We start from the raw sequence: 25,107 nt of genomic DNA on the forward strand, positions 1-25,107 counted from the left end.
CCTTTTAATCAATTGTAATCGATTCTTTCAAACTATCAAAGGTTTTTTCGCCGACTCCTTTCACATTTTTTAATTCCTCAATTGACTGAAACGCACCATTCGTTTCTCGATAATCAAGCATGGCTTGTGCTTTCACTAATCCGACACCATTTAAACGTTGAAGATCCTCTAACGTAGCGGTGTTGATATTGACTTTTGCTTGATTAGAAGGCTCATCACCTACTTGATTAGTCGTTAGCTCGTTTAGCGATTCAGCTTGAACTAATGCAGGGGTTTCTTCACCTTGTTCTGGTACATACACCACCATTTGATCAGTCACCCGTTGAGCTAAGTTGACTTGATGACTGTCCGCATTCTCTGTAAAGCCGCCAGCTAATGAGATTACCTCAGATACTCGCATGTTTGGCGTGATTTGGTAAATTCCTGGCGAAGTGACCGCCCCTTTGATATCTACATATGCCACTAGGCTTTCTGACCTCATTTCTTGCTGATTAACTGCTCCACTTGTTGTTTCACTTGTGGAATCAATACGTTCAATTGCTGAACTTTCTAAAAATACGTCATTTGATGCTGCTGTTTGATTTCTAAACCAAACGAACAAAATAGTAGTTACTATTAATATCCCGCCACCGACTAACCAACGCTTATCTATCATCTGCCACTTATCCAATCCTTCTCCCTCCTTTACTACAATAAAATACGCAAGATAATACGTTTCCACGCCGGCATCCATCGAATTTATGATACAATTATCCTAGATTAATATTACGAGGAGGGACTCTTATGAAGCCAAACGAAATACCCGAAATCATGACACCTTTACGCCAAGATATCATCAAGCTACCAGAAGTCATTCGTCAATGTAGTGGGATAAAAATTTTTGGAAAAAAAATAAAATCGATTATTTATACGACAGACATTGCGATTATTCGTAACACAGATGCCGATGCAGTAATAGCGGTCTATCCGTTTACGCCTCATCCTACTATTACGCGAAGCATTACCGAAGCAGCAGATATTCCTGTTTTTTGTGGTGTAGGAGGCGGCACAACACAGGGTCCCCGTTCAGCTCAAATGAGTTTGTTTGCAGAATCCCAAGGTGCAATCGGTGTAGTTGTTAATGCTCCGACGCCTCGTGAAACCATTGAAGCCATTAACGAAACGATTGATATTCCTATTGTCGCAACAGTGACATCTATTTACACCGATATTGAAGAAAAATTAAACGCTGGTGCAATGATTCTTAACGTTAGTGGTGGTAAAGATACCGCAGATGTTGTACGCACCATACGTGAGCGTTACCCTAATGTGCCTATTATTGCCACTGGTGGACCGACAGAAGAAGGCATTCTTAAAACTATTGAAGCTGGAGCCAATGCTATCACCTACACCCCACCTTCAAATGGTGAATTATTCAGTAAAAAAATGGATAAATACCGTCTAATTGAAAAAGAAGCCGCCGAAGTAAACGACAAATAAAGCAGGAAAAAGGAATTTCCTTTTCCTGCTTTATTTATTATTTAAGCATCCAGTTAGTTGATTCTCCTGGAATATTACCTTTGGTCCAGAATTTTGCTTCATATGATTGACCATTGTATTGAACTACCGATTTTGCTTGGTAAGCTTTTTTACTTGACCATTCCTCTGTTCCATCGATTAATGTCCATACATCTGACTCGTCAGGGATATCATTTACCGTGTACCAAGCTGCTTTGTATGTACCTGTTTTGTACGTTACAACTTCTCCACCCGTATAAATACTTGTTTTATCCCATGTACCATCAACTTCTGATGTTTCTTGTTCTTTTGTTGTCACATTCAAAATATTACTCATTTCTGATACTTGACCATTCACAGCAACAGCTCGTACTGTATAACGATAACTTGTCGCGCTTGATAAACCATTATCAGTGAATTGTGTTTTTTCTGATTTAGCAATCATGATGCCGTCACGATAGATTTCGTAATGAGAAATGCCTGTTTCATGAATCGCTGCTCCCCACATTAAATCTACAGACGTTTCGCTAACTCCCATACTATGTAAATACCCAGGGACAGTTGGCGCTGCTTGTTCACTTTCTTCTTCTGATAAAGTCTTAGCTACAAGAGCTTGGCTATGTTCAGATTTTTTCCCGTCTTTATTTATCGCTACTACTGTATAGCTATAAGAAGTATCCGCTGTTAATTTTTCATCAATAAATTCGGTTGTTTTGCTAGTCCCAACTAATTGATTATTTCTATATACTTCAAATTCCTTAATATCTTGATTAGTATTTTCCCATTGAATACCTAAACGATTACTTTCGCTAAACTTGACTGTAAGATTTTTTGGCTTAGCTACTTCTGTTTGAACGCTATCATTATCTACATTCACATCTAACGTTTGATAAAAGGCCATCCCTGTATCCGCTACATCCCACGCACTAACAATAACATGATACCCTTTGCGATCTTCTGGCACCTTAATCGTGTGTGTTAAGTAAGTGTTAGCTTGTGAACCGTCATATTGAACATCGTTGATTAATTCTAAATCATCTCGTGTAATAGTTTTATTCGGATTCCAGTTTTGTTTAGTTATATAGTAACTCCAACGACTTGTAGGATGTGTTGCAGTATAATGCCACGTAACGTCCAAGTCACCCGTGTTAATAGTCGTTGATTTCCAATAATTTTCTTTTTGAACAGCCATTTGAGAACCTAAGATATCATTAGCAGATGTAATCTTGCCATCTTCTGGACCAAAACCTGTCCCTGCTGGTTGAACGATATCTGACGGTAACAATGACAAGCCAAAGTTACGACCAAATCCCTTACCTGTTTCTAAACCTTGTGGATTATCCGCTGCTGCCCCATATTTTTGTTGCGCGGCTGTCCAACCAATAGCATTTTTTTCTAACGATCCTTGATACGCTCTTGATGGTGGATTCGCAATATAACCATGTGCTGACACAACATCTGTTGATGCCCAAATCATCCCCCCAAGAACTGCTGTACTAACCAATAATTTTGATAACTTCATTTTTCCATCTCCCTTTAATATATTATAATCAAGCATTAATTTCTAAAAACACTTGAGTATTCCCACTAAAAATTGCGATGTAGCATTTTAATCGATTCTAAATATTTCTTTGGTGAAAGTCCTTCGTTTTTTTTAAAAACAGTGGAGAAATGCGACACACTTTTATAACCCACCATTTTTGATACTTGGGCGACACTATAGCGATTTTCACGAATCAAAAACTTTGCTCTTTCCATTCTGAGTAACATTAAATAATTCATTACTGTATAAGATGTTTGTTGCTTAAACATACTTTTTAAATAAGATTTACTTAAATAAAATTCTTTACAAATCACCTCTAAATTTATGTGCGACGAAAGATTATCTTCCATAAATAAGATAATGGCGTTCACCCTGTCATCTAAAAAATCTCGTTTCAAAAATAAATTATCCACCTGAAAACTATCCAATTTTTTTCGATACAATTCTATTAACAATTGTGTAAAACATAAATGAAGCATTTGCTCTGAAGCAAAATGAGCCTTTAATTTACTACTAAAGACCATTCTCGCTTCAATCGCTAACTTTCTAAATAACTCTCTTAATTCCATATCATCACAAATATTAATCGAGTAATTTTTGAAATTAACCATAGCACTCGACTGACAGATAAAAGAAACAAATAGTAAACTTGACAATGGTTGTTCATTTCTAGACAAGTTGATGCTTCTATTTGGTTCTAAGAAAACAACATCTCCCTTAGATAAAATAACAACATCTTCCCCATTATTTATTTTCATTTCTCCATGATCAACATAAATCATTTGCCAGTAGTTTTTGCGTTCTCCACTAAAACTATCATCTTTTAGTAAATCTAAATAATGCATGCTTTCAATTCGTTCTACATCAATGGTCACCGATAATTCTTTTGAACCAACATATTTAACTATCATCCAAATTCACCTCTAACAACGCTACACATTAAGTGTATCACATCAATTTATTATTTTTTTCTAATCGTCACAATAATAGCCTATAACAAAAAAAATGAAGCTTTTTTTAAAAAATAACAAAATATATCCTATTAATTCCATTAAAAAAAACTAAAAACAGAAAGTTCTGCTTTTAGTTTTTTTCTTACATATAAAACAAATTTTTAGATGAAAACTCAGGTTCGCACGTAAATTCAATTCCTAAACTACGTAATACTTGTTCATCATCTTTATTTAACATTACGGTTGAATGGGCTTGTGCCCCTTTTAATGCCGTTAACTTACTATACGCAAGTTGCGCCACCGGGTTAGTCACAGCACTAATTGACAAAGCAATTAAAATTTCGTTAGCATTCAATCCAATTAAACGGCCTGATAATTCATTAGCTTTTAAATTTTGGATAGGCTCTAAAATATTTGGTGATAATAATAAAATATCATCGCCAATATTTGCTAATGATTTAATCGCATTTAGTATAGCTGACGCACTTGCTTCCATCAAGTCTGATGTTTTACCTGAAATAATCGTACCATCAACTAATTCTAATGACATAACTGCTGGCGTATAATCTGGATTCGACGCATGTTCAATTTTTAATCGTTCGGCATATTCTCTTGCTGGTGTTACAGCCGGACGGTCTTCTGGTTTCAATGATACTTCTTCCATGATTATTTTTGCGCGGTTCAATGTGTCTAAGTCAATTAGGCCTTTTTTGTAATCACATTCCGAAGCAAAATAACGACGAATAATTTCTTGTTTTGAAGCTTGCTTAACCACTTCATCGTCTATAATACCAAAACCAACACGATTAACGCCCATATCCGTTGGTGAATTAAATTCACAGGCACGACCTGTAATACGTTCAATCGTACGTTTGATAATCGGGAATGTTTCAATATCACGATTATAATTAATCGCAATTTCACCATAATGATCAAAATGGAACGAATCGATCATATTAACGTCTTTTAAATCGACCGTCGCCGCTTCATAAGCAATATTTAATGGGTGTTTCAATGGGACATTCCAAACAGGGAACGTTTCAAATTTTGAATACCCTGCTTCTCTTCCTTGTCGACTTTCATGATAAAGTTGTGTTAAACAAGTCGCTAATTTTCCACTTCCAGCACCAGGTCCTGTAACAACAACGATTGGTTTAGTCGTTGGAATAAACGTGTTCATCCCAAATCCTTCGTCACTTACAATTTTATCAACATTAACCGGATAGCCTTCGATAATACCGTGCGTGTATACTTTAATACCACGTTGTTCCAATTTATTAATAAAAATTTTCGTTGCGGGTTGACCACTAAATCGTGTGATCACCACACTATTTACTTTTAATTCATACTCTGCTAATTCATCGATTTGGCGCATAATATCCATATCATACGTAATGCCATAATCGCCTCGAATCTTATTACGTTCGATATCACCTGCGAAAACACAAATAATAATTTCTGTTTGATCTTTTAACTTATGTAGTAATTTGATTTTTGCATCTTGGTCAAATCCCGGTAAAACACGTTTTGCATGCATGTCACCAATTAATTTACCACCAAACTCTAAATATAATTTATCGTAGTTGTTTACACGTTCTAAAATATACTTAGATTGTTCTTCAATATACTTTTGTGGATCAAAACCTACTTTATTCAATTGCATTACCCCTTAATGTGATTTTCTAAAAAATATAGTATCTATCTTATAAAAGATTCTCCCAATAAACAAGGGAGTTTTACAAAATTTAACCTAAATGATATATTTATCTCTTTTAAAAAAAGAGTTGTGACCAAAAAAGTCACAACTTCTTTCATTTACTATCCTTGATAACCATTAGGATGGCTGACATGCCATTCCCAAGCTGTTTCGATAATTTTATCAACCGTTGTATATTGTGGTTGCCAACCTAATACGTCGTAGGCTTTTTGTGGTGAGGCGATTAATACCGCTGGATCTCCAGCACGACGTTCACCGATTTTAGCTGGAATTTCTTTTCCTGTCACACGACGAGCTGCTTCGACCATTTCTTTTACCGAGAAGCCTTCACTACTTCCTAAATTAAAGACACTACTTTCATTACCTGCTTTTAAGTAGTTAAGTGCTAAAATATGGGCCTCACATAAATCTACCACATGGACATAATCACGAATACATGTGCCATCTTCTGTTGGATAATCGTCACCAAAAATTGTAATAGCCTCACGTTGGCCTAAGGCCGTTTGTAAGATAATTGGGACTAGATGTGTTTCTGGATCGTGATCTTCACCAATTTTTGTTTCTAAATCAGCTCCTGCTACATTAAAGTAACGCAATGCGACATATTTGATACCGTATGCTTCATCGCACCAATGCATCATTTTTTCCATCATCAACTTACTTTCACCATAAGGATTTTTAGGATTAGTTGCGGTTGTTTCTTTGATAGGTACTTCTTCTGGCTCACCATATGTTGCAGCTGTTGAAGAAAATACAATGTTTTTAACACCAAATTCCTGCATCACTTCTAAAGTAATTTGAGTTCCATAAACATTGTTATTAAAGTATTTTAAAGGTTTTCCTACAGATTCTCCAACTAATGAACTCGCTGCAAAATGAATGACACCTTCAATTTTTTCTTTTGAAAAAACCGAACGCATAAATTCTTTATCGCGAATATCCCCTTGATAAAAACGTGCCTTGCTATCAATCGCCTCTTGATGCCCTGTTAATAAATTATCAATCACCACTACATCAAAACCTTGGCTTACTAGTTGCTTTACTGCATGAGAACCGATATAGCCAGCTCCCCCTAATACTGCAATTGTCATGTTGTCACTCCTTATTTAATAATTTTCTAAGTGAACAGATCGCTGTTCAACAAAAATAATACTGTATACGCTAACACTATAATACCATAAACCAAAGTACCTATGCCTAAAGAATAAAGAATATTCGTTAATAATTCATACGTTTCACCAGTCTGCTCTTTCTTTTTGTAATTTAACATTATCGTAATCACAATCCCTAAAATAACAGAACAAGCTAGCAACAATAAGATCATTATCATCTTACATGTGCCTCCTTATCATTTTCTCTTTATCATTATACACTCTTTTAAGTAAATACGACAAAGTAAACTACCTCATAACGATAAATATACACAAATCAAAACCTCCAGTGTGAACTGGAGGTTTGCTCTGCGGCTGAAAGCCTCTTTTACCGGCCTGGGCCTAAAAGGCCTACCGATTGGTCTCCCTTTTGCACCACACTTACTCACTGATTCTTAAAGAATCACTTTATTTTCTCTTATTTTTTTGTCCTGTAAACGGATCGTATTCTTCGAATAAGGTTAATTGATCCGCTACATAATCTTCCGTTATTTGATTTCTAATATATTCTTCTATCTGTTTTTTATTTCGACCTACCGTATCTACATAATATCCTCTACACCAAAATTTTCTATTCCCATAACGATATTTCAACTCGGCATGTCTATCGAATATCATTAAACTACTTTTTCCTTTTAAATATCCTATAAATTCCGAGACACTCGTTTTTGGTGGAATACTTACCAACATATGGATATGATCTTTACATGCGTTAGCTTCAATAATTTCTACACCTTTTCTGTCACATAATGCTCTTAATATTTCTCCGATACTTTTTTTATACTTTCCATATATGATTTGGCGTCGATATTTCGGTGCAAATACTATATGATACTTACATTTCCAGGTTGTATGTGATAAACTTTGATTGTCTTTTCTCATAAAAGACACCTCCTAAATGATTTGATGTTGTGGTCGGGAAACCAACTTTATCTTATCATTTTAGGAGTTTTTTTTGTTACCACGCTGGAAGCTCCCTGAACCACCCGCATAGCAGGTGGTTTTCAAAACATATAATAAAATAACTCCCACATCTAAATGTAGGAGTTATTCATTAACTATTTTCAATTAAATCTTGATAAAATGCTGCTTTGGTTGCATTGATATAAGGCGTCAACCACAAATATCCAATTCCTAATGTCAACATCGCAAGAAGATGCCAACCAACAAAAGATAAATCAAGCGCAAACAAGCGTCCTTTATGACCATCCATTAGTTGGCGACTATCCGTAATTAACTCCATTACTTGAACAGATTCCTCATTTTCTAGGCGATCATGAAACAAATAATTCACTTGTGAATACGAATAACTCTTCACAATACCAGGGATAACAAATAATAAACTCCATAATGCTGTCAAAAGAATGACCATAATATTAATAAAAAAGTTATTACCAATCACTCCTGATTTAAATCCTTTCAAGTTATCTTCTAATGGCATAATTTTGGTTGAACGATCACGAACCAATGATAAATGTGTCCAACTTATCCCCATAAAAAATAACGAAGAAATAAGACTTGAGCTTCGATCCCAAAAATCAGAACCATTTGCTATTTTGGTATTGAAGTCAAATGAATCTGTCGAAATATTAAAATTTTTAGAAAGAAATAACCAACCAATAACCGCTAACATAAATGGAATAATCATTAGTATGACATTCAGTAATACCGGCACTAAATTAAGTGCAATTGCTGATACCCATTTCCCTTCTAAACTGCTCTTAGCAATTCGTTTTAATTCTCCTGATGTTTTCATAATTTTTCCTCCTAAGCTATTAACAACTCCTATTATTGTACATTATACTCGGTTTTTTTGTAATATCAAAAAAAATTGGATGACCGAAGATAGTCCTTCAGTCATCCAAGACAACACTACTAACAGTTTTTTATTACATCATGCCACCCATCATACTTGGATCCATTCCTGGTCCTGCTGGCATTTCTGGGGCTGGTTTATCCGCAATTACCGCTTCAGTTGTCAATACTAATGACGCCACACTTGCAGCATTTTGTAAAGCTGAGCGTGTTACTTTTGTTGGATCAACGATTCCTGTTTCAATCATGTTTACCCATTCACCTGTTGCTGCATTAAATCCAATACCGATTTCTTCACGCTTCATGCGATCAACAATAATAGAACCTTCAACCCCTGCATTTTCAGTAATTTGACGAACTGGCTCTTCTAATGCGCGTAAAACAATCTTCACACCTGTTGCTTCATCGCCTTCAGCTTCGATAGCAGCTACTTTTTCAATCACATTGACTAAAGCAGTACCACCACCTGATACGATACCTTCTTCAACCGCTGCACGTGTTGCATTCAACGCATCTTCAATACGTAATTTCATTTCTTTTAATTCTGTTTCAGTTGGTGCGCCGACTTTGATGACCGCAACGCCACCTGATAATTTAGCCAAACGCTCTTGTAATTTTTCACGATCAAAATCAGATGTTGTTTCACCAATTTGACCACGAATTAAGGCAACACGGTTAGCAATTGCTTCAGCTGAACCAGCACCTTCAACAATTGTGGTGTTATCTTTGTCTACTACGACTTTTTTAGCAGTTCCTAAAGCTTCAATTGTTGCATCTTTTAATTCTAAACCTAAATCTTCTGTAATCACTGTACCGCCAGTTAAAATCGCAATATCTTCTAACATTGCTTTACGACGATCACCAAATCCTGGTGCTTTAACAGCGGCTACATTGAATGTTCCACGGATTTTGTTTAATACTAATGTTGGTAACGCTTCGCCATCCACATCATCTGCGATAATTAATAAAGGTTTACCTTGTTGTAAAATTTGCTCTAATAATGGCAAGATATCTTGAATATTAGAGATTTTTTTGTCAGTAATTAAGATATATGGATCTTCTAAAACAGCTTCCATTTTGTCGGTATCAGTTACCATGTATTGTGATAAATAACCACGGTCAAATTGCATACCTTCTACGACATCTAATTCAGTTTCGATTCCTTTAGATTCTTCGATAGTAATAACACCATCATTACCGACTTTATCCATCGCATCAGAAATGTAATCACCAACGACTGTTGAACCTGATGAAACTGCCGCAACTTGTGCGATAGATTCTTTTGTTTCAACGGGTTGAGAAATAGCATGTAATCCTTCTACTGCTGCTTTTGTTGCTAATTCAATTCCTTTACGAATACCCACTGGGTTAGCACCAGCAGTCACATTTTTGATTCCTTCACGAACAATAGCACGTGTTAAAACAGTAGCCGTTGTTGTGCCATCTCCAGCAATATCGTTTGTTTTAGATGCAACTTCAGAAACTAGTTGTGCTCCCATATTTTCAAAATGATCTTCTAATTCGATTTCTTTGGCAATCGTTACCCCATCATTAGTAATTAACGGAGAACCAAAACCTCTTTCTAATACGACATTACGTCCTTTAGGTCCTAAGGTTACTTTTACAACATCTGCTAAGATGTCTACACCTCGAACCATTGCTTCGCGAGCGTCGCCTGCAAATTTAATATCTTTAGCCATATTTAATCATCCTCTACTTTCTATTCTACAATTGCGATAATATCTTTTTCATGAACAATCAAATAATCTTTACCAGCATGATTCACTTCTGAACCTGCATATTTTTCAAATACTACTTGGTCACCAACTTTAACGGTTAACGGTAATGTTTCACCATTTTCAAATGTACGACCCGGACCCACTGCTAGGATGGTTCCTACTTGTGGTTTTTCTTTAGAGGCTGAAGTTAATACCAGCCCTCCTGATGTGACTTCTTCTTGCTCAGCCACTTCAATAATGACACGATCTCTTAATGGTTTTAACAACTTAAATCCCTCCATTTGCTTTATTAAGATTAGCACTTAAAACTCAAGAGTGCTAACCACACTTATAATAATACTCATTAATCATTCGTTTTGCAAGTGTTTTAATTTAAATTAGCTACTTGGCTCCATTCTCTTACCTCTCGCATTTTCAAATAAAAAAGGAGCAGAATTTCTGCCCCTAATTATTACCTTTTCAATAAGGTAAATTCTATATAACTAAATTGTTTCTTCCTCTTTGAATTTCTTCTCAAGTGCCAAGAAAAACGGCAGATATAACAAGATATCTAAAATAATCAAGACAATTTGTAAAGCTGAACCTCTAAAACTTCCCGTTGTTAAGAAACCACTAATAATTGGAGGCATTGTCCAAGTTGCAATCGTTCTCGTTAAAGGTACTAAACCTGAAGCCATTGCTAAGTACGCAACTACTACATTGACAATCGGTGCTAAAACAAATGGTACTAATAACATCACATTCAAAACAACAGGCATCCCAAACATAGTAGGCTCATTAATATTAAACAAACCGGGCACAACCGTAATTGGTGCTAAAACTTTCGTACGTTGACTTGTTTTCTTCTTACGCGCTAAGTAACCTAAAACTAAAACTAAACCAATAGTCGCTCCACCACCACCGATGTAAACAAAGTTGTCCATGAACGCCACGGTAAAAATATTAGGTAACGTTTGACCTGCTTGATAAGCTTCGCGGTTCGCATCTAAATTTGCAATCCAAATCGGTTGCATTACAGAATTCACAACGTTCCCACCATGAATCCCCACAAACCAGAATAAACTATTTAATGCAACGATAATAATTGAACCAAACACGTTACTTCCTACTAATCCTAAAGGTTTCCCTAATATTACTTGTGCAATATCATGGATATTTGGCAAGTTCAATGAGTCTAATATACCGAATACAAATAACCAAAACGTGATTAAAACCGCACCTGGAATAATTGCGCTAAAACTTTTAGCTACCGCTGATGGCACTGTATCAGGTAGTTTAATTTGAATATTTTTGCTAATAAATAATTGATAAACATAGCCGTTAACTAACCCTAAAATAATTGCTACGAACAAGCCTTTAGCTGCCATATAACCTGTTGGCATACCCGCACCAGCATCAGATGAAATAAATGGGGTTACCGTAATAAACGTTGATAATGAAATGATACCTGAAGAAACCCCATCGACACCATACTGTTTTGTTAAGCTATACGCTATCCCAAAACTGGCAACTAAACCGATCAAACCAAAACTACTATCGACACCTTTCCATAAATAACCTGAAACACCAATTTTCCCTAACCAATCTTCCCATCCTGGTATCGGGAAACTAGCAATTACCATAAACAGAGAACCCACAATAATGAGCGGCATCGCCAGAGTGATACCATCACGAATCGCGATTAAAAATTTATTGGCGCTTAATTTCCCAGCAACGGGCAACATTTTTTCCTCTAAAAAGGAATTGATTTTGTTCATCTTTTTTCCTCCCAAATAATTAATTATCTATTGATTGAACGTGCTATCATTGAAGCAGTGTGTCTCATCCCTCTAATTGCTTTACTGATTGCAAAAATATTTTCAACAGGTGCTACACCAGCATAACCGGCATCACCAATATGTTGAATGTCCACGCCACAAATTTTATTTTGAATAGCAATTTGTTTAATAGTATCAGGGTCCGAACTTTCTTGACTAGTACCAATCGCACTTAAAACTAAGGTGTTTTTTGCATGGGCACATTTAACAATCGGCTTTAAATCTTCCATATCAAAACCTGGAACTGTTCCAACAGCTGGAACTAAGATAATATCTGCTCCTGCTTCAATAAACGCTTTTACTGTTTCTTCATCAATAATTTTTTCAGTAGCTCCTGCGCCGTGCATCTTGCCGGCAATAATTAGACCAGAAAAGTTCTCTCTCGCTAATTTAATCGTTTTCAAAATTTCTTTGTTACTCACTCCTGTCCCGGGATTCCCCGTGAAACAAACAAAATCTAATTTTATTTTTTCAATCTCTTGAATAGTTCGAAGGCTCGCTTTTCTTCCTTCAACAATCTCTAAACGTGTTTCTGCCATTTCAGTAGTTTCATCTACTGGTTCTAAGTTAACTCCAATTGGTCGCCCTACTAAATGATGTAAACTTTCAACGAATGTTTGATCTGCCGCTGATAATCCATTGATAACTGGATTTAAAACATCAATCCCGTTTAATAAAATCATATCAGCACCAAAGGCACGTGCTAACTCTGCGTTAGTAATATCGTCTACAAAAGCTTCTCTAAATACAACATTTTCGGACATAATAACACGTCCTTCACTGGCACTAATACTTTGTTTCAATTCTTGTGCGCTCATTTTTAAAATATCTGAGGCATTAGAACTAATTAATCTTTTTACCATTTTACACCGCCTTATATTGATTATAAAAAATAATTAAAAATACATGTTAAACGCTTTTTCATTCTTTTTTGATTTCTTTTACAAATCAATATTAAGCGAAATATCTTAACATGTCAATCTTAACAGTAAAAAATTATTTATATTGATTACAAAAAATAATCAATATGTTATAATCTAATCAAAGAAAGTTGGGATTATAATGAAACTTACAAAAATTCAACGAGAAAGAAGAAAAAAAATTATTACAACCATCTATACCCATGGTGAAATATCTAGAATTGATATTTCAAAAATCACTGGGATTACACCGGCTATCGTAACAGACATTACCAGAGAATTAATTAATGAACATCTAGTCGAGGAAACTGGAGAAGAAGAAAATAATATTAAAGCTGGTAGAAAAAAAATATTACTAAAAATTTCTCGTCAACATAGCTTCTACATCGGCATCGAGTTATCCGAGAAGTTCTTTTCTTTTGTTGTTTGCGATAACAAAGGCGAGGTATTTGAAAAGGATGTTATTTTAGCGAGCGACTCTTCCGAGGGTTTGTCGGTCGGAGTTTTCTATGATAGTTGCGAACACTTCATAAAGAAAAATCAACATTACAATTCCAAAGCCATTGGCATCGCAATACCTGGACATTTTTCTGAAGTTAAGCAAAGTATCAAAACCAATAACCCTTATTGGAAAAATTTTATTTTTGACCAATTACCGAATTTTTTTGATGGCCCTATCTACTTCCATAACAACGTCGAGTGTATGGCCCTATCAGAACGTCTTTTCAATCCAACGTTAAGTAACCAAAATTATTCCATCTTACATGTTGGTAGAGGAATGTTTTGTTCGACTATCTATGAGGGAAAACTCTATGGTTTAACCAATGTGTTAGTCGGCGAAATTGGGCATATGGTGGTACACCCAAACGGGGAATTATGTGAATGTGGTAAGCGTGGCTGCTTGCAAACGTACGCGAGTGAAGCTTGGATTATCAAAAAATCACAATTACTTTATGATAACTCTGAAACAACCTACTTACGTCAGCTATGTCTAAGCCCTAAATCATTGACGATTGAGACAATATTAACGGCTTATAAATTAGGGGATGAAGGTGTCATTAATATTTTACATAACGCTGTAAGATATTTAGCTATCACGTTGAACAACTTACGAATGATGATTGACTCAGACTTAATTATTATCCATGGGGAATTATTCAATGAAGGACAGCTTTTCAATTTATTAGAAAAACACATTAACGAAGAAATTAGCCTCTTCAACACTGCAAGCCAACAACCTATCATCAATAAAGAATACAAACAAATTAACGGAGCTATCGCTGCGACAGGCTTATGCATAGAACGAACCTTATTAAATTAACAATCTTACTTTACTAACTTGTTAGAACTGAGGAGTGACACGCTCCTCAGTTTATTTTTATGCAAATCATAACCACCCGTCAAACGGCTGGTTTGCACTGAGGCTATAAGCCTCTACTACTAACCAGCGTCTCAAGGCGCTGGCTTTTCACTTTGTTCAAGCCACATTGGTTTTGCCGCTTTCGCCACCTCTTCAGAGGTGTGTGTATCACTTTCTAACCCTTAAAAGGGTCATTATATTCTCGGGTTGTCAATTTATCTATCACCATATCGTGTTTTTCTTGCTCTTGAATATATTTTTTTATGGTGGCTTCATTTAAACCTACTGTACTTACATAATACCCTTCTGACCAAAAGTGTCGATTTCCAAATTTATATTTTAAATTTGCGTGCTTATCAAACATCATTAAGGCACTTTTCCCTTTTAAATATCCCATAAATTGTGACACGCTAAGTTTTGGTGGAATACTTACCAAGATATGAACATGATCTGGCATCAAATGTCCTTCAATTATTTCTACTCCTTTATAGCTGCATAATCTCCGAAAGTTTTCAATTAAGCTTTCTCGATATTGATTATAAATGATTTTTCTTCTATACTTTGGAGTAAAGACAATATGATATTTACACATCCATTTTGTGTGAGATAAACTATTTGTTTTATTTGCCAATCTAATCTCTTCCTTTCATTTACAATATGGCCTGAACACCTATATTGTAATGTAAAAGAAGAGATTCTTTGTATAACCGTTTGCCATTCCACCCGCATAGCAGGTGGTTTTTTGTTTCGCACGCTACGCGAGCTCAACTGGGTCTAAAGACATAAAAAAAAAAGCTTACTAGAAAACTAGTAAGCCTTAAATAAATTCAATTATTTAGATGCAATAATTACGCTTTGTTAACGTTTACTGCTTGAGGTCCGCGATCGCCAGATTCTACTTCGAAAGTAACTGCTTGACCTTCTTCTAAAGTTTTGAATCCTTCACCTTGGATAGCTGAGAAATGTACAAATACATCATCTCCACCTTCAACAGTAATGAATCCGAAACCTTTTTCTGCGTTAAACCATTTAACTGTTCCTTCTGTCATTATTAAACTCCTCCTTTTCCCAAATATTTCGTGTAGTTCTTGAAGGGAATACAAGGATTCGTTTAATAGACTCCTTTGTTTCTCCGTTACAAACATATCACTACATATATTCTAACATATATAACGAAATTCACGCAACATTTTTTGCGTAAATCTATTTACTAATGATAGTACCAGTTTTTCAGATGCCCCTAAACAGGGAATTCTCTCAAAAAAACTAATGTTAACTCGTTATTTAAAAGTAGAATAAAATAACATTAATATAAGCATAATAATTGCGGTTATTTTTTCGAGGTGATACGCTAAAATCAACAAATAGCCAGACAAAGGAGCGTGCAGATATCATGGAAAACTTTGTATACGGTACTACACTTAAAAAGATAAGAAAAGAGTTAAAACTGTCTCAAAAAGATGTTTCTGAAAATATTTGTTCCCAAGCTATGCTAAGTCGTATTGAAAATAACGATGTTATACCAAACGTTATGATCATGCAACAGTTATGTTCCCGTCTGAATAAATCTGTTGATGAGGTTCTTAATCACAAGACATCTCACCCTAATCAACAACAGGCTCAAGCAAAAGAATTATTAGAACTAATTAGTTATTATCACTCAACTGAACAATATACACTACTTAACAAATTAATAAAGGATAATCAGTTATTAGATTACCTAACGGATGATTCTCAGTTACAAGCCTATGACTATTATAAAGCATGTTTACTCTCTTTTTATGACCCACAATCTTCTCAAGCTTTAAAGCTATTTGAAAAAAGTTTACATTATACCTATGAAAAAAATAACAACCTCCCACTATCTGATATGGAAATTATGATTATGTGCGAGATTGCAACACATCACTTAAATAACAATAGTTTTTCACAAAGTTTGCCTTATATTAATCAAATCTTAAAAAAATTTGAACGACCTGATATTGAACATCATCGCCATGAGCTTTTACGATCTCTTTATAATGTCTGTTTAGCCCTAATCAATCATTCACAATTAGAATTAGCTAACTCTTTAATCGATTGTGGTATCACTTGGGCAAAAGAGAAACATATTTATTATTATTTAGATCAATTATTTCTAATTAAGGGCATTATGAAGCAAGACACTCATAAAATAAATGAGGCGATTGAATTAATCAAAACTATGTCTCATGTACGTACAATCGCTTCACCACAACCATAATAAAAGCCTAAAAGATGATTAATCATCTTTTAGGCTTTTATTATTAATCTCTACCAATAATTCTAACTTCTGGCTCTAGTCTTACTTGATTTTTTTCAAAAATCACTTCTTGAATATAGGCGATTAACTTCATATAATCCGTTGCAGTTGCACCACCGATATTAACGATAAAACCAGCATGTTTCATAGAAATTTGCGCGCCACCAATTGTATACCCTTGTAAATTAGCTTCTTGGATTAGCGCACCTGTAAAATGTCCTTCTGGGCGTTTAAATACACTACCACAAGAAGGTAATTCTAACGGCTGCTTACTTTCTCTCAAGAAGGTTAATTCATCCATTTTAGCAAAAATTTGATCATATTTACCTTTTTTCAAGGTGAAAGTAGCACTTAAAATAACACCTTTTTTCTCTTGCAAGATACTGTGACGGTAGCTAAATTGCATTTCATCTAATGTCAATTCTTCTAACGTCCCATCTTCCCAAATCACTGTACATGAGGTAAAAATATCTTTGATTTCTCCCCCATAAGCGCCCGCATTCATATATACCGCGCCACCAATACTTCCTGGAATTCCACAGGCAAATTCAAAACCTGTTAATGATGCTTCTAGCGCTAACTTCGTTGTTTCAATTAAAGAAGCTCCCGCATCAACTGTTAGTTGATTACCTGTTAATTCAACTTGCTTCATATCTGTTAAAATAATGACAAACCCTTCAATCCCGCCGTCTTTAACAATTAAGTTACTTGCATTTCCTAGAACTAACCATGGATAATGATTACTTAAACAATAATCAACCACTTGTCTTACCTGTTCTTGGCTTTCTGGAAACACTAACACATCAGCTGGTCCACCAGTTCGTGTATAAGTATAGGTAGATAAAGGCTCATCAAAAAATAAACGAATCCCCTTTAAGTCATGAGTAATTAATTCTTTATTCACTATGTCGTTCCTCTTTCTAAAATAAGATCGCTTTTATTTTACCACGTTTACACCAATAAGCAAAAATTAGCTTGTTTATTAAAAAACTTTTATTATTTTTAATTTAGTTCCATTACAATATGAGGAATATCATCCTCTAAATAGATATCAGAAATGGACTCAAAACCAAAATGTTGATAAAAACTTTCCAAATAAGCTTGAGCAGAAATTTCTATGCGTTGGGCAAATTCATGTTCTTGAATATAGGCAATGGTAGCTGCGACAATTTTTTGCCCATAACCATTACCACGATAATCTTCATTAACTAACACACGGCCAAATGCGGTATGTTGTTCGTAAGGAATAACGCGTGTGTATGCAACAATTTCTTCTCCTTCAGCTAACCACATATGAATAGCTCGTTCATCCAATTCATCAATTTCTTGATAGGGACAGTTTTGTTCTACTACAAATACCGCCACACGTTGTTGCATGATATGTAATAATTCAGTGGTAGATAGTTCGTCTAGTTTTTTTATGATTAATTTCATGATGGTCCCTACTTTCTCGTTTTATTTAATCATAAAGGACTTTCTAAAAAGAAACAACCGAGAGCCTTGCCATTTTGTGATACAATAAAAAAGATGATTAAGTAAAATGGAGGCTGACAAATGAAATTTATTTCGTGGAACGTCAATGGATTGCGCGCGGTCATGCAAAAAGATTTTTTAACTATTTTTAACCAATTAGACGCAGATTTTTTCTGTTTACAAGAGATTAAGTTACAAGAAGGACAAATTGATTTAACCTTACCTGGTTATCATCAATATTGGAATTATGCCGTCAAAAAAGGCTATTCTGGCGTAGCGATTTTTGCTAAAGAAAAAGCACTAACGGCTACCTATGGCTTAGGTATCGAAGAGCACGATCAAGAAGGCCGTGTCATTACACTTGAATACCCTGAATTTTTTCTAGTCACTTGCTATACCCCAAATGCACAAGCACAATTGAAACGATTAGACTATCGTCTTTCATGGGAAGAGGCCTTTAAGCAACACTTGAACAAACTAAACGAACAAAAACCTGTCATTGTCTGTGGCGATTTAAACGTCGCACACCAAAACATTGACTTAAAAAACTGGAAAACCAATCAGAAAAATCCTGGATTTTCTCCTGAAGAACGACAAGCTTTTACTGATTTATTAGCAAACGGCTATGTTGATACTTTCCGTCATTTTTATCCTGAATTAGAAGGCGCTTATTCTTGGTGGAGCTATCGTTTTAATGCACGTCAAAATAATGCCGGATGGCGAATTGATTATTTTCTAACATCTGAACGCCTCATTCCTCGATTAGTAGATGCGAAAATTCATAGCGATATTTTAGGAAGCGATCATTGTCCAGTTGAGCTAACAATCATATAATAAGGAGATGATACAATGAATTTTATCGCAATGGATTTTGAAACAGCTAATGCACAAAGACATAGTGCTTGTTCCATCGCACTTTCTTTTGTACAAGATAGTCAAATTGTTGGAAAATATTATTCATTATTACAACCAGATACTGATTTTCATTGGCGTAATATCCAAGTTCACGGAATTAAGCCGGAGATGGTCAAAAATGCGCCGACTTTCTCGGAGATTTGGCCAGAATTAGCGCAATATTTTCAATCGCAGCATTTAGTCGTAGCCCATAATGCCCCTTTTGACAACGGGGTCTTGCGAGGCTGTTTGGACTATTACGGCTTACCTGAAGCACATTTCCAATCACTTTGCACAGTCCGAAGCAGTCGCAAATTATTTCCTGATTTTGAGAATCATCGGTTGAATACAGTTTGCCAACATCTAGGTATCACTTTAGATAATCACCATGACGCTTTGGAAGATAGCGTCGCATGTGCGAATATTTTGTTAACACAAGAAAAGCTTTTTGGTACGGAACCATTAAAACAATTCGTAAAAAAAATCTAGCTCTAATGAGCTAGATTTTTTTAGTTATTTTTTACACCTGGTGTTGATGCAATAATATCTAATTTACCTGATAATTCCCAAGAAGTGACAGTTGCTGGAATAATGAAATGTTGCCCCTTTGCAAGTGGCCATTCTTTATCCTCAATTTTAATCATTCCTTCACCTTCTAATACACTAACTAACGTATATTTGTTAACTTGTTCTAAGCTAACTGGTGAATCAATGGTCCAGTGGAAAACATTGAAATAATCACTTGTGATTAATGTTTTCAACTCACTTTCACCAATCTTTTCAACTGTTTGTTCAAATGGTGCAACCTCATGTGGGACAGTTGTCACATCAATTGATTGTTGAATATGTAATTCACGTTCGTTGCCTTGATCATCTTTACGATCATAATCATACACGCGATATGTTGTATCACTGCTTTGTTGCGTCTCTAAAATAGTCACACCTGCTCCGATTGCATGAATCGTCCCACTTGGTACAAAGAAGAAATCCCCTGCTTTTACTTCTACTTCTTCTAATAATTCTGACCACTCACCATCATGAATACGTTGCGCTAATTCTTCACGAGTTTGCGCTGTGTGGCCATAGACAATTTTTGAACCTGGATCTGCGTCAATAACATACCAACATTCTGTTTTGCCTAATTCGCCTTCATGAGCCAATCCATACGCATCATCCGGGTGAACTTGAACCGATAAATCGTCTGCCGCATCAATAATTTTTGTTAACAGTGGGAAAACATCCACTTGAGGATTCCCAAATAATTCTGGATGTGTCGTAAATAACTCTGCCAGTGACATCCCCGCAAATTCATTTTCTGGTAAAACATGTCCCATACCATTTGGATGTGCGCTAATTGCCCAACACTCCCCAGTTTTTTCACTTGGAATTTCATAGTGATAAATATCTCTTAATTTTGTTCCGCCCCAAATTTTTTCTTGTAAAACTGGTGCCATAAAAATCGGTTGTTTCAACATACGTCATCCTCTCATAATTAAACATGATTTCATTATAGAACGATTTCAACCAATTTGCTACAAAAGACTAGACATTTATAAGAAAAAAATCATAAATAACAAAAAAAGCGAGACGGTTAACCATCTCGCTTTTCAACTTCACTATTAATTATTTACCAAATGTTTCTTCTAATGTCTCCATAGTGGTCTTTAGACCAACTAACCAAGCCATTGTAATATAGTTAGTATATTTTTCAGACTTAGTGATTTTAGCAATATCAGATACATCTAATGAAGCAAAAACTTTTTTTACTTCCATTGTTTGCGCGTGGTCTGTTACTTTCGCTTCAAACATCGCTTTAACTTCTGGGCTATGCCATTGATTTAATCCAAAGATATCTTCAGTTGTTTCTTCATAACCATTAATTGATGCAAAGGCATTATCAAAATATTGTAAAAGGTTCAATTCACCTTTTTTGAAGTATAAATCCATTGCTTCTACAATACGAGCTGAAGATGTTTTTTTCTTCACTAATTTATGAATGGCTTCTGCATCAGTTTTTTGGCTTAATAAAGCAAAATCTTCTGCATCTGTCATGTATGTCGCAATCATTTTTTTGATATAGTTTCTTTGATACTTTAATTTAGGCGTTTTTCCTGTTGTCATATCCGTAATTCTCCTTCAACACTCTATAAATATATAACTAAACTTGTTTTAATCAACCTTTTAAAAGTACCGTATTTTCAAGAAATATGCAAGTGTTTTCGCCTGTTTTTCATGATTATGTCATTATTGAATAAGCGGTTCTAGCCCTTTATCATGTTTAATTATCGGTTCTTTCACTATTTTTTCTAGACGCATTTTAATTATTCGGTTAATTTCTTCACTTGATATACTTTAGAAACTGTTAGTATTTCTTCATAAATAGCCAATATACATGGCTCATATTCTTTATGTTTTATACACGCAGAGACTTTTTTTAATACATCTTTTTCACGATCTTCATCTAATACTTCTCTTGTCTGTGCTTTTTTGATTGAAATAACTTCTTCCACCACTTGCATTCTCTCTTCCAACAACGCAACCAACTGGTGATCAATGTCATCTATTTTGCGACGAGCATTTTCCAATTTGTTTCACTCCTCTTATTTCTTTTCACTCTTTTTTATTTTTTCAAAAAACTTAGTCGCATCTCCTAAGACAGTCAACGTGTCACGACTAACTTGAGTTGCCTCTTTATTCACTAATATAACCTTAGCATCAGGCGAACGGTAATCTAAGAGCCCCGCGAATGGATAAACACGCAAACTAGTCCCTACTACAACAATCGTATCAGCTTGCATGACTTGACGGATTGCGTGTTGCACGTTGTTTTCGTCCAACCCTTCTTCGTAAAGCACCACGTCAGGACGTAATGGTCCGCCACACCCTTCATGAAAATCATCATCTAAATAGCTGGTCACCGGCACCGACTTGCCACACTGCTGACAGTAAACATGATACAAGCTACCGTGAAATTCAATTAAGTTTTTTTGACCGGCCTGTTGATGTAAGCTATCAATATTTTGGGTAATCACCGCGACCTCTTTTGTCCGTTCCAACTCAGCCATCACTTGATGAATCACATTTGGCTGTGCCTCAGGATGATAGAGATTTTTGACAAACTGATAAAACTTTTCTGGTTCACGTTTCAAACACGTATGGCTTAACAAATATTCTGGCGCTTCGAAACCGGCATACACACCATCTAACGAGCGATAATCGGGAATGCCCGAGGGAACCGATACACCAGCACCTGTCATAAAGACGAGATGTTTTGCTTGTTGAATGAATTGAATCGCTAACGCTTCTTGTTCTGTCACTATCCATCACTCCTTTTTCAGTTATCCTTACCCCTCTATTATTTCAAATATTCTAAAAAAAGACTAGCCACTATTAAAAAAGCCCTCAGGAACATCCCAAGAGCTAAGTGACTTACTATCCATCATAAAAGCCTAATATCGCAATTGCCACCATAATCATCGCAATCACTAAATACTGTTTCACACTTAATTTTTCTTTCAAGAAAATTCTAGACCATAACACAGAAATAATACTATAAGAAGAAATCAACGGTGCGACAATAATAGCGTTACTAGCAATAGCACCTACATAGAAAAATTGTCCTAGCGTTTCAAAACTAGCGGCTGCTAAACGATTCTTCTCATTAGGGAAAATAATCGATTCTCCTTTTACAACTTTCAAATATGCCCAACATGCTAAAGCAACCAATAAAAAGGTGATTTCATAACTAATCAATGCTTGATCTTCTGACATAAATTGTTTCGTTTCTAAATAATAGCCGTCCAAAAATGTTCCCATACCATCAATGATACAATATAAAATTGGGAAAATAATCGCCATCGCACTCTTACGATATTTCTTATCCACAACTGTTCCTTCTGCAGCAAGTTCCGCGTCAGCTTCTTGTTTTTCAAATAGTGATAATAAGAAAATACCTACAGAAATCAACGCAACCGCCAAAAACTGCACTTTCGTCATCTTGCCACCTAAAAATAAGAACGTTAACATTGCAGAAACTGCACCTGATGAATTACTAATTGGTGAAGAAACCGACAACTCAATATAGCGTAAGCCTTTGTAGCCTATTGCCATCGACAAAATATACATAAATGAAACAGGCAAATATTTCACTAGATTCAACAAGTCAAAACGTATACCTTCATAAAGCATCATATAGAGTATCGCGTGAAGTCCCATCACTAACCCTACCATGATAACTGTTCTTAATGCACTGTAACTCTCTTTAGGATTGTTGCCTTTTTTATAAAATAAATCCGCCGTTCCCCATGCAAGAACGGTAATAATCGCTGGTAAAAACCACATAAATAATTCCTAACCTTTCAAAATTGTTTTTATTTATTAAAATTATCCTAATTATCAGTAAAGGTCAATCCTTCTAACAAAAAAATTCGAATGAAGCTTGTTTAGATAAAAAAAAGTAACCAGCCTCTGCTAGTTACTAAAAACTATCCCACCCATCCTTCTATCTGTTTGGCATACCGTTATAATTGATACACAATAAATTCTACTCATGTACGCGAAGCAGGGATACTCAATAATTGTGGGATTGCCACTGGCTGTCCCCTACGACATAGCCTACAGGTGAGACAATTAGTTTGTCTCAAACTTTTATACCCGAACGAATAGAAGTTTAACCACCCAGTTTTTATTCTATTAAATCCACTGTCCAATTTTTTTCTTGAATTTTAGTATCTAACAGGCGTAATTCTTTTGACAATTGGTTTATTTTCTTATTAACTTCAACTGGATTCATCATGAGTACCGTTTTAATCTCAGCACGAGAAATACGGTAATCTTTTTCTGTCATATAATGATAAAGCTTTTGCATACTATCTCGTTGTGTGGCAATCGTTTTTCTATCAATCAGACATTCAACTAATGTTTTGCCCTCAATTGTCACCATTTGATTCGTTCTTGTGATTTTTTTCAATAAATGATTAGACTGTTGATAACACATCTCTAATTCGTTCAAAATAGCCTCACAATCTTCATATGACGTTTCACCTTCTTGAATTTTAACGCTTTGACGAAAACGTTCAATTAGTTCATATTGCTTATCTTCTAGCGCTTTTTTCTCGATTAATGCCTCTGCTAATTTCACCTTCATCACCTCGTGTCTTTCTTACTGTTATTATAACAAAACCGTTAGTAATTGTCTTAAACGAATAAAAAGAAACAACTTATACGATTATTTCATGACAACTTTCACAAAAAATGATATGATAGGTTGAGAATAAACAATAAAGGAGTAATGTATAATGGTACCAGCAATTATTTATTGGGCATGTATTTTAGTCGGCATCGCGTGGACTGTCTTATCAATCGGATTATCTCTATTCTACTTAGCTAGAAAAGAAAACGGAAATTTATGGGCATTCGCATTTTTCAATGTGTTAGTTGTTATTCTATTAGCAATTATCTTGTTCGTATACAAAAAATGGGATTTCGAGATTTCAACTTACAGCTCATTAATCACAAGCTTAATTTGGGCTAACTTAGCATTAACAGTTATTCAAGCTATCGTAGGACGCGTTAAAAAACCTGCTGCAGCTTAATTCTATTGGCTAAAAAAACAGGTCATCATGATGACCTGTTTTTATTTTTTCTTATTTATCTCTTGACCTCCCTCTACTCTTCCTTTATGATAGTACCTAACAAAACAATTAAATATGCCTCATGATGAGGTAGAGGTCGCGGTAATTAAGAATGATGGTCGAGTTTGAGGAAACAAAGACACTATCAGGAGGGAAAACCGCCGAAATGTATACTAGCCTCACTAGTATATGTTGGGACAACAGTTAATAGCTGTTGGACTGTCTCAGTCTGCGAAGATTGAGTTGCGCTATTTTTGTCAGCTAGGCAATTAGAATGTAAACGTTCAGACCTCATGTATTTATCATGAGGTCTT

At 35.4% G+C, this 25,107-nt stretch carries 28 protein-coding genes and 1 riboswitch; of the genes, 6 read left to right on the forward strand and 22 right to left on the reverse strand.

All coding sequences use genetic code 11. The features are described 5' to 3' along the window. Positions 1–4: 4 nt before the first annotated feature. Positions 5–670 carry a helix-hairpin-helix domain-containing protein gene (locus E4Z98_RS08350; protein WP_167790897.1) on the reverse strand — a complete coding sequence of 222 codons (666 nt, stop codon included), beginning with the start codon at positions 668–670 and terminating at the stop codon, positions 5–7. 113 nt (positions 671–783) lie between these two features. Between E4Z98_RS08350 and E4Z98_RS08355 the strand changes: the two genes are divergently transcribed. Beyond that, complete coding sequence (locus E4Z98_RS08355; RefSeq protein ID WP_135254208.1) at positions 784–1,479, forward strand: beta/alpha barrel domain-containing protein; 696 nt, start codon at positions 784–786, stop codon at positions 1,477–1,479. Between the two features lie 37 nt (positions 1,480–1,516). On the opposite strand, the gene E4Z98_RS08360 is transcribed toward E4Z98_RS08355, so the two are convergent. The 11 genes from E4Z98_RS08360 to E4Z98_RS08410 all read right to left on the reverse strand — a co-directional run bounded on the left by E4Z98_RS08360 (position 1,517) and on the right by E4Z98_RS08410 (position 13,095). After that, positions 1,517–3,019 carry a lytic polysaccharide monooxygenase gene (locus tag E4Z98_RS08360; RefSeq protein WP_167790896.1) on the reverse strand — a complete coding sequence of 501 codons (1,503 nt, stop codon included), beginning with the start codon at positions 3,017–3,019 and terminating at the stop codon, positions 1,517–1,519. A 65-nt stretch (positions 3,020–3,084) separates the two neighbouring features. Continuing rightward, positions 3,085–3,951: a response regulator transcription factor gene (locus tag E4Z98_RS08365; RefSeq protein ID WP_135254206.1), complete on the reverse strand. Its 867-nt coding sequence runs from the start codon at positions 3,949–3,951 to the stop codon at positions 3,085–3,087. Between the two features lie 184 nt (positions 3,952–4,135). Beyond that, the gene (locus tag E4Z98_RS08370; protein ID WP_135254205.1) at positions 4,136–5,650 is read right to left on the reverse strand and encodes a DUF1846 domain-containing protein; all 1,515 of its coding nucleotides are present in this window, start codon (positions 5,648–5,650) and stop codon (positions 4,136–4,138) included. 161 nt (positions 5,651–5,811) lie between these two features. Continuing rightward, positions 5,812–6,801, reverse strand: a complete 990-nt coding sequence (gene galE, locus E4Z98_RS08375; protein WP_135254204.1) for a UDP-glucose 4-epimerase GalE — start codon at positions 6,799–6,801, stop codon at positions 5,812–5,814. 26 nt (positions 6,802–6,827) lie between these two features. Then, positions 6,828–7,040 (reverse strand): hypothetical protein, encoded by a 213-nt coding sequence (locus E4Z98_RS08380; protein WP_135254203.1) that lies wholly within the window; start codon positions 7,038–7,040, stop codon positions 6,828–6,830. Between the two features lie 229 nt (positions 7,041–7,269). Next, positions 7,270–7,743 carry an IS200/IS605 family transposase gene (gene tnpA / locus E4Z98_RS08385; protein WP_135961145.1) on the reverse strand — a complete coding sequence of 158 codons (474 nt, stop codon included), beginning with the start codon at positions 7,741–7,743 and terminating at the stop codon, positions 7,270–7,272. 172 nt (positions 7,744–7,915) lie between these two features. Next, complete coding sequence (locus tag E4Z98_RS08390) at positions 7,916–8,617, reverse strand: DUF975 family protein (RefSeq protein ID WP_135253977.1); 702 nt, start codon at positions 8,615–8,617, stop codon at positions 7,916–7,918. Positions 8,618–8,750: 133 nt separating this feature from the next. Next, positions 8,751–10,376, reverse strand: coding sequence for a chaperonin GroEL (gene groL / locus E4Z98_RS08395; protein WP_135253975.1), 1,626 nt, complete (start codon positions 10,374–10,376; stop codon positions 8,751–8,753). 20 nt (positions 10,377–10,396) lie between these two features. Continuing rightward, positions 10,397–10,681: a co-chaperone GroES gene (gene groES / locus E4Z98_RS08400; protein ID WP_135253974.1), complete on the reverse strand. Its 285-nt coding sequence runs from the start codon at positions 10,679–10,681 to the stop codon at positions 10,397–10,399. Between the two features lie 216 nt (positions 10,682–10,897). After that, positions 10,898–12,172 (reverse strand): PTS sugar transporter subunit IIC, encoded by a 1,275-nt coding sequence (locus E4Z98_RS08405; protein ID WP_135253972.1) that lies wholly within the window; start codon positions 12,170–12,172, stop codon positions 10,898–10,900. A gap of 23 nt (positions 12,173–12,195) precedes the next feature. Beyond that, positions 12,196–13,095, reverse strand: coding sequence for a DUF7916 family protein (locus E4Z98_RS08410; RefSeq protein WP_135253970.1), 900 nt, complete (start codon positions 13,093–13,095; stop codon positions 12,196–12,198). A 199-nt stretch (positions 13,096–13,294) separates the two neighbouring features. On the opposite strand from E4Z98_RS08410, the gene E4Z98_RS08415 reads away from it, so the two are divergent. Continuing rightward, positions 13,295–14,473 (forward strand): ROK family protein, encoded by a 1,179-nt coding sequence (locus E4Z98_RS08415; RefSeq protein ID WP_135253968.1) that lies wholly within the window; start codon positions 13,295–13,297, stop codon positions 14,471–14,473. Between the two features lie 214 nt (positions 14,474–14,687). Here E4Z98_RS08415 and tnpA (E4Z98_RS08420) read toward each other — a convergent pair whose 3' ends face one another. Next, positions 14,688–15,104: an IS200/IS605 family transposase gene (tnpA, locus tag E4Z98_RS08420; protein WP_241856760.1), complete on the reverse strand. Its 417-nt coding sequence runs from the start codon at positions 15,102–15,104 to the stop codon at positions 14,688–14,690. A gap of 256 nt (positions 15,105–15,360) precedes the next feature. Continuing rightward, a complete protein-coding gene (locus E4Z98_RS08425) occupies positions 15,361–15,561 on the reverse strand; it encodes a cold-shock protein (protein WP_135255216.1) in 201 nt (66 codons plus the stop codon). Between the two features lie 344 nt (positions 15,562–15,905). Here E4Z98_RS08425 and E4Z98_RS08430 point away from each other — a divergent pair, with 344 nt between their 5' ends. Next, entirely contained in the window at positions 15,906–16,754 is an 849-nt protein-coding gene (locus E4Z98_RS08430; protein ID WP_135255215.1) for a helix-turn-helix domain-containing protein, read from the forward strand. A gap of 43 nt (positions 16,755–16,797) precedes the next feature. On the opposite strand, the gene murB is transcribed toward E4Z98_RS08430, so the two are convergent. Both murB and E4Z98_RS08440 read right to left on the reverse strand, forming a co-directional pair. Continuing rightward, positions 16,798–17,697 (reverse strand): UDP-N-acetylmuramate dehydrogenase, encoded by a 900-nt coding sequence (gene murB / locus E4Z98_RS08435; protein WP_135255214.1) that lies wholly within the window; start codon positions 17,695–17,697, stop codon positions 16,798–16,800. Positions 17,698–17,795: 98 nt separating this feature from the next. Next, positions 17,796–18,227 (reverse strand): GNAT family N-acetyltransferase, encoded by a 432-nt coding sequence (locus E4Z98_RS08440; RefSeq protein ID WP_135255213.1) that lies wholly within the window; start codon positions 18,225–18,227, stop codon positions 17,796–17,798. A 120-nt stretch (positions 18,228–18,347) separates the two neighbouring features. On the opposite strand from E4Z98_RS08440, the gene E4Z98_RS08445 reads away from it, so the two are divergent. Continuing rightward, positions 18,348–19,100, forward strand: a complete 753-nt coding sequence (locus E4Z98_RS08445) for an exodeoxyribonuclease III (protein WP_135255212.1) — start codon at positions 18,348–18,350, stop codon at positions 19,098–19,100. 15 nt (positions 19,101–19,115) lie between these two features. Continuing rightward, positions 19,116–19,649 carry a 3'-5' exonuclease gene (locus E4Z98_RS08450; RefSeq protein WP_135255211.1) on the forward strand — a complete coding sequence of 178 codons (534 nt, stop codon included), beginning with the start codon at positions 19,116–19,118 and terminating at the stop codon, positions 19,647–19,649. 20 nt (positions 19,650–19,669) lie between these two features. On the opposite strand, the gene manA is transcribed toward E4Z98_RS08450, so the two are convergent. The 6 genes from manA to E4Z98_RS08480 form a co-directional block, all read right to left on the reverse strand. Further along, the gene (gene manA / locus E4Z98_RS08455) at positions 19,670–20,632 is read right to left on the reverse strand and encodes a mannose-6-phosphate isomerase, class I (protein ID WP_135255222.1); all 963 of its coding nucleotides are present in this window, start codon (positions 20,630–20,632) and stop codon (positions 19,670–19,672) included. 151 nt (positions 20,633–20,783) lie between these two features. Then, the gene (locus E4Z98_RS08460) at positions 20,784–21,281 is read right to left on the reverse strand and encodes a hypothetical protein (RefSeq protein WP_135255210.1); all 498 of its coding nucleotides are present in this window, start codon (positions 21,279–21,281) and stop codon (positions 20,784–20,786) included. A 200-nt stretch (positions 21,282–21,481) separates the two neighbouring features. Then, positions 21,482–21,745 carry a chorismate mutase gene (locus E4Z98_RS08465; RefSeq protein WP_135255209.1) on the reverse strand — a complete coding sequence of 88 codons (264 nt, stop codon included), beginning with the start codon at positions 21,743–21,745 and terminating at the stop codon, positions 21,482–21,484. A 15-nt stretch (positions 21,746–21,760) separates the two neighbouring features. Continuing rightward, positions 21,761–22,477, reverse strand: coding sequence for an NAD-dependent protein deacylase (locus E4Z98_RS08470; RefSeq protein ID WP_135255208.1), 717 nt, complete (start codon positions 22,475–22,477; stop codon positions 21,761–21,763). A 115-nt stretch (positions 22,478–22,592) separates the two neighbouring features. After that, positions 22,593–23,501 (reverse strand): EamA family transporter, encoded by a 909-nt coding sequence (locus E4Z98_RS08475; RefSeq protein WP_135255207.1) that lies wholly within the window; start codon positions 23,499–23,501, stop codon positions 22,593–22,595. A gap of 343 nt (positions 23,502–23,844) precedes the next feature. Beyond that, positions 23,845–24,300, reverse strand: a complete 456-nt coding sequence (locus E4Z98_RS08480; RefSeq protein ID WP_135255206.1) for a DIP1984 family protein — start codon at positions 24,298–24,300, stop codon at positions 23,845–23,847. A gap of 157 nt (positions 24,301–24,457) precedes the next feature. Between E4Z98_RS08480 and E4Z98_RS08485 the strand changes: the two genes are divergently transcribed. Next, positions 24,458–24,754, forward strand: coding sequence for a hypothetical protein (locus E4Z98_RS08485; RefSeq protein WP_135255205.1), 297 nt, complete (start codon positions 24,458–24,460; stop codon positions 24,752–24,754). A gap of 122 nt (positions 24,755–24,876) precedes the next feature. Further along, a riboswitch (Lysine riboswitch) is annotated at positions 24,877–25,052 on the forward strand. Positions 25,053–25,107 lie beyond the last annotated feature (55 nt).

It is taken from the genome of Vagococcus xieshaowenii (assembly GCF_004792515.1).
In the GTDB taxonomy this organism is placed as follows: Bacteria; Bacillota; Bacilli; order Lactobacillales; family Vagococcaceae; genus Vagococcus_A; species Vagococcus_A xieshaowenii.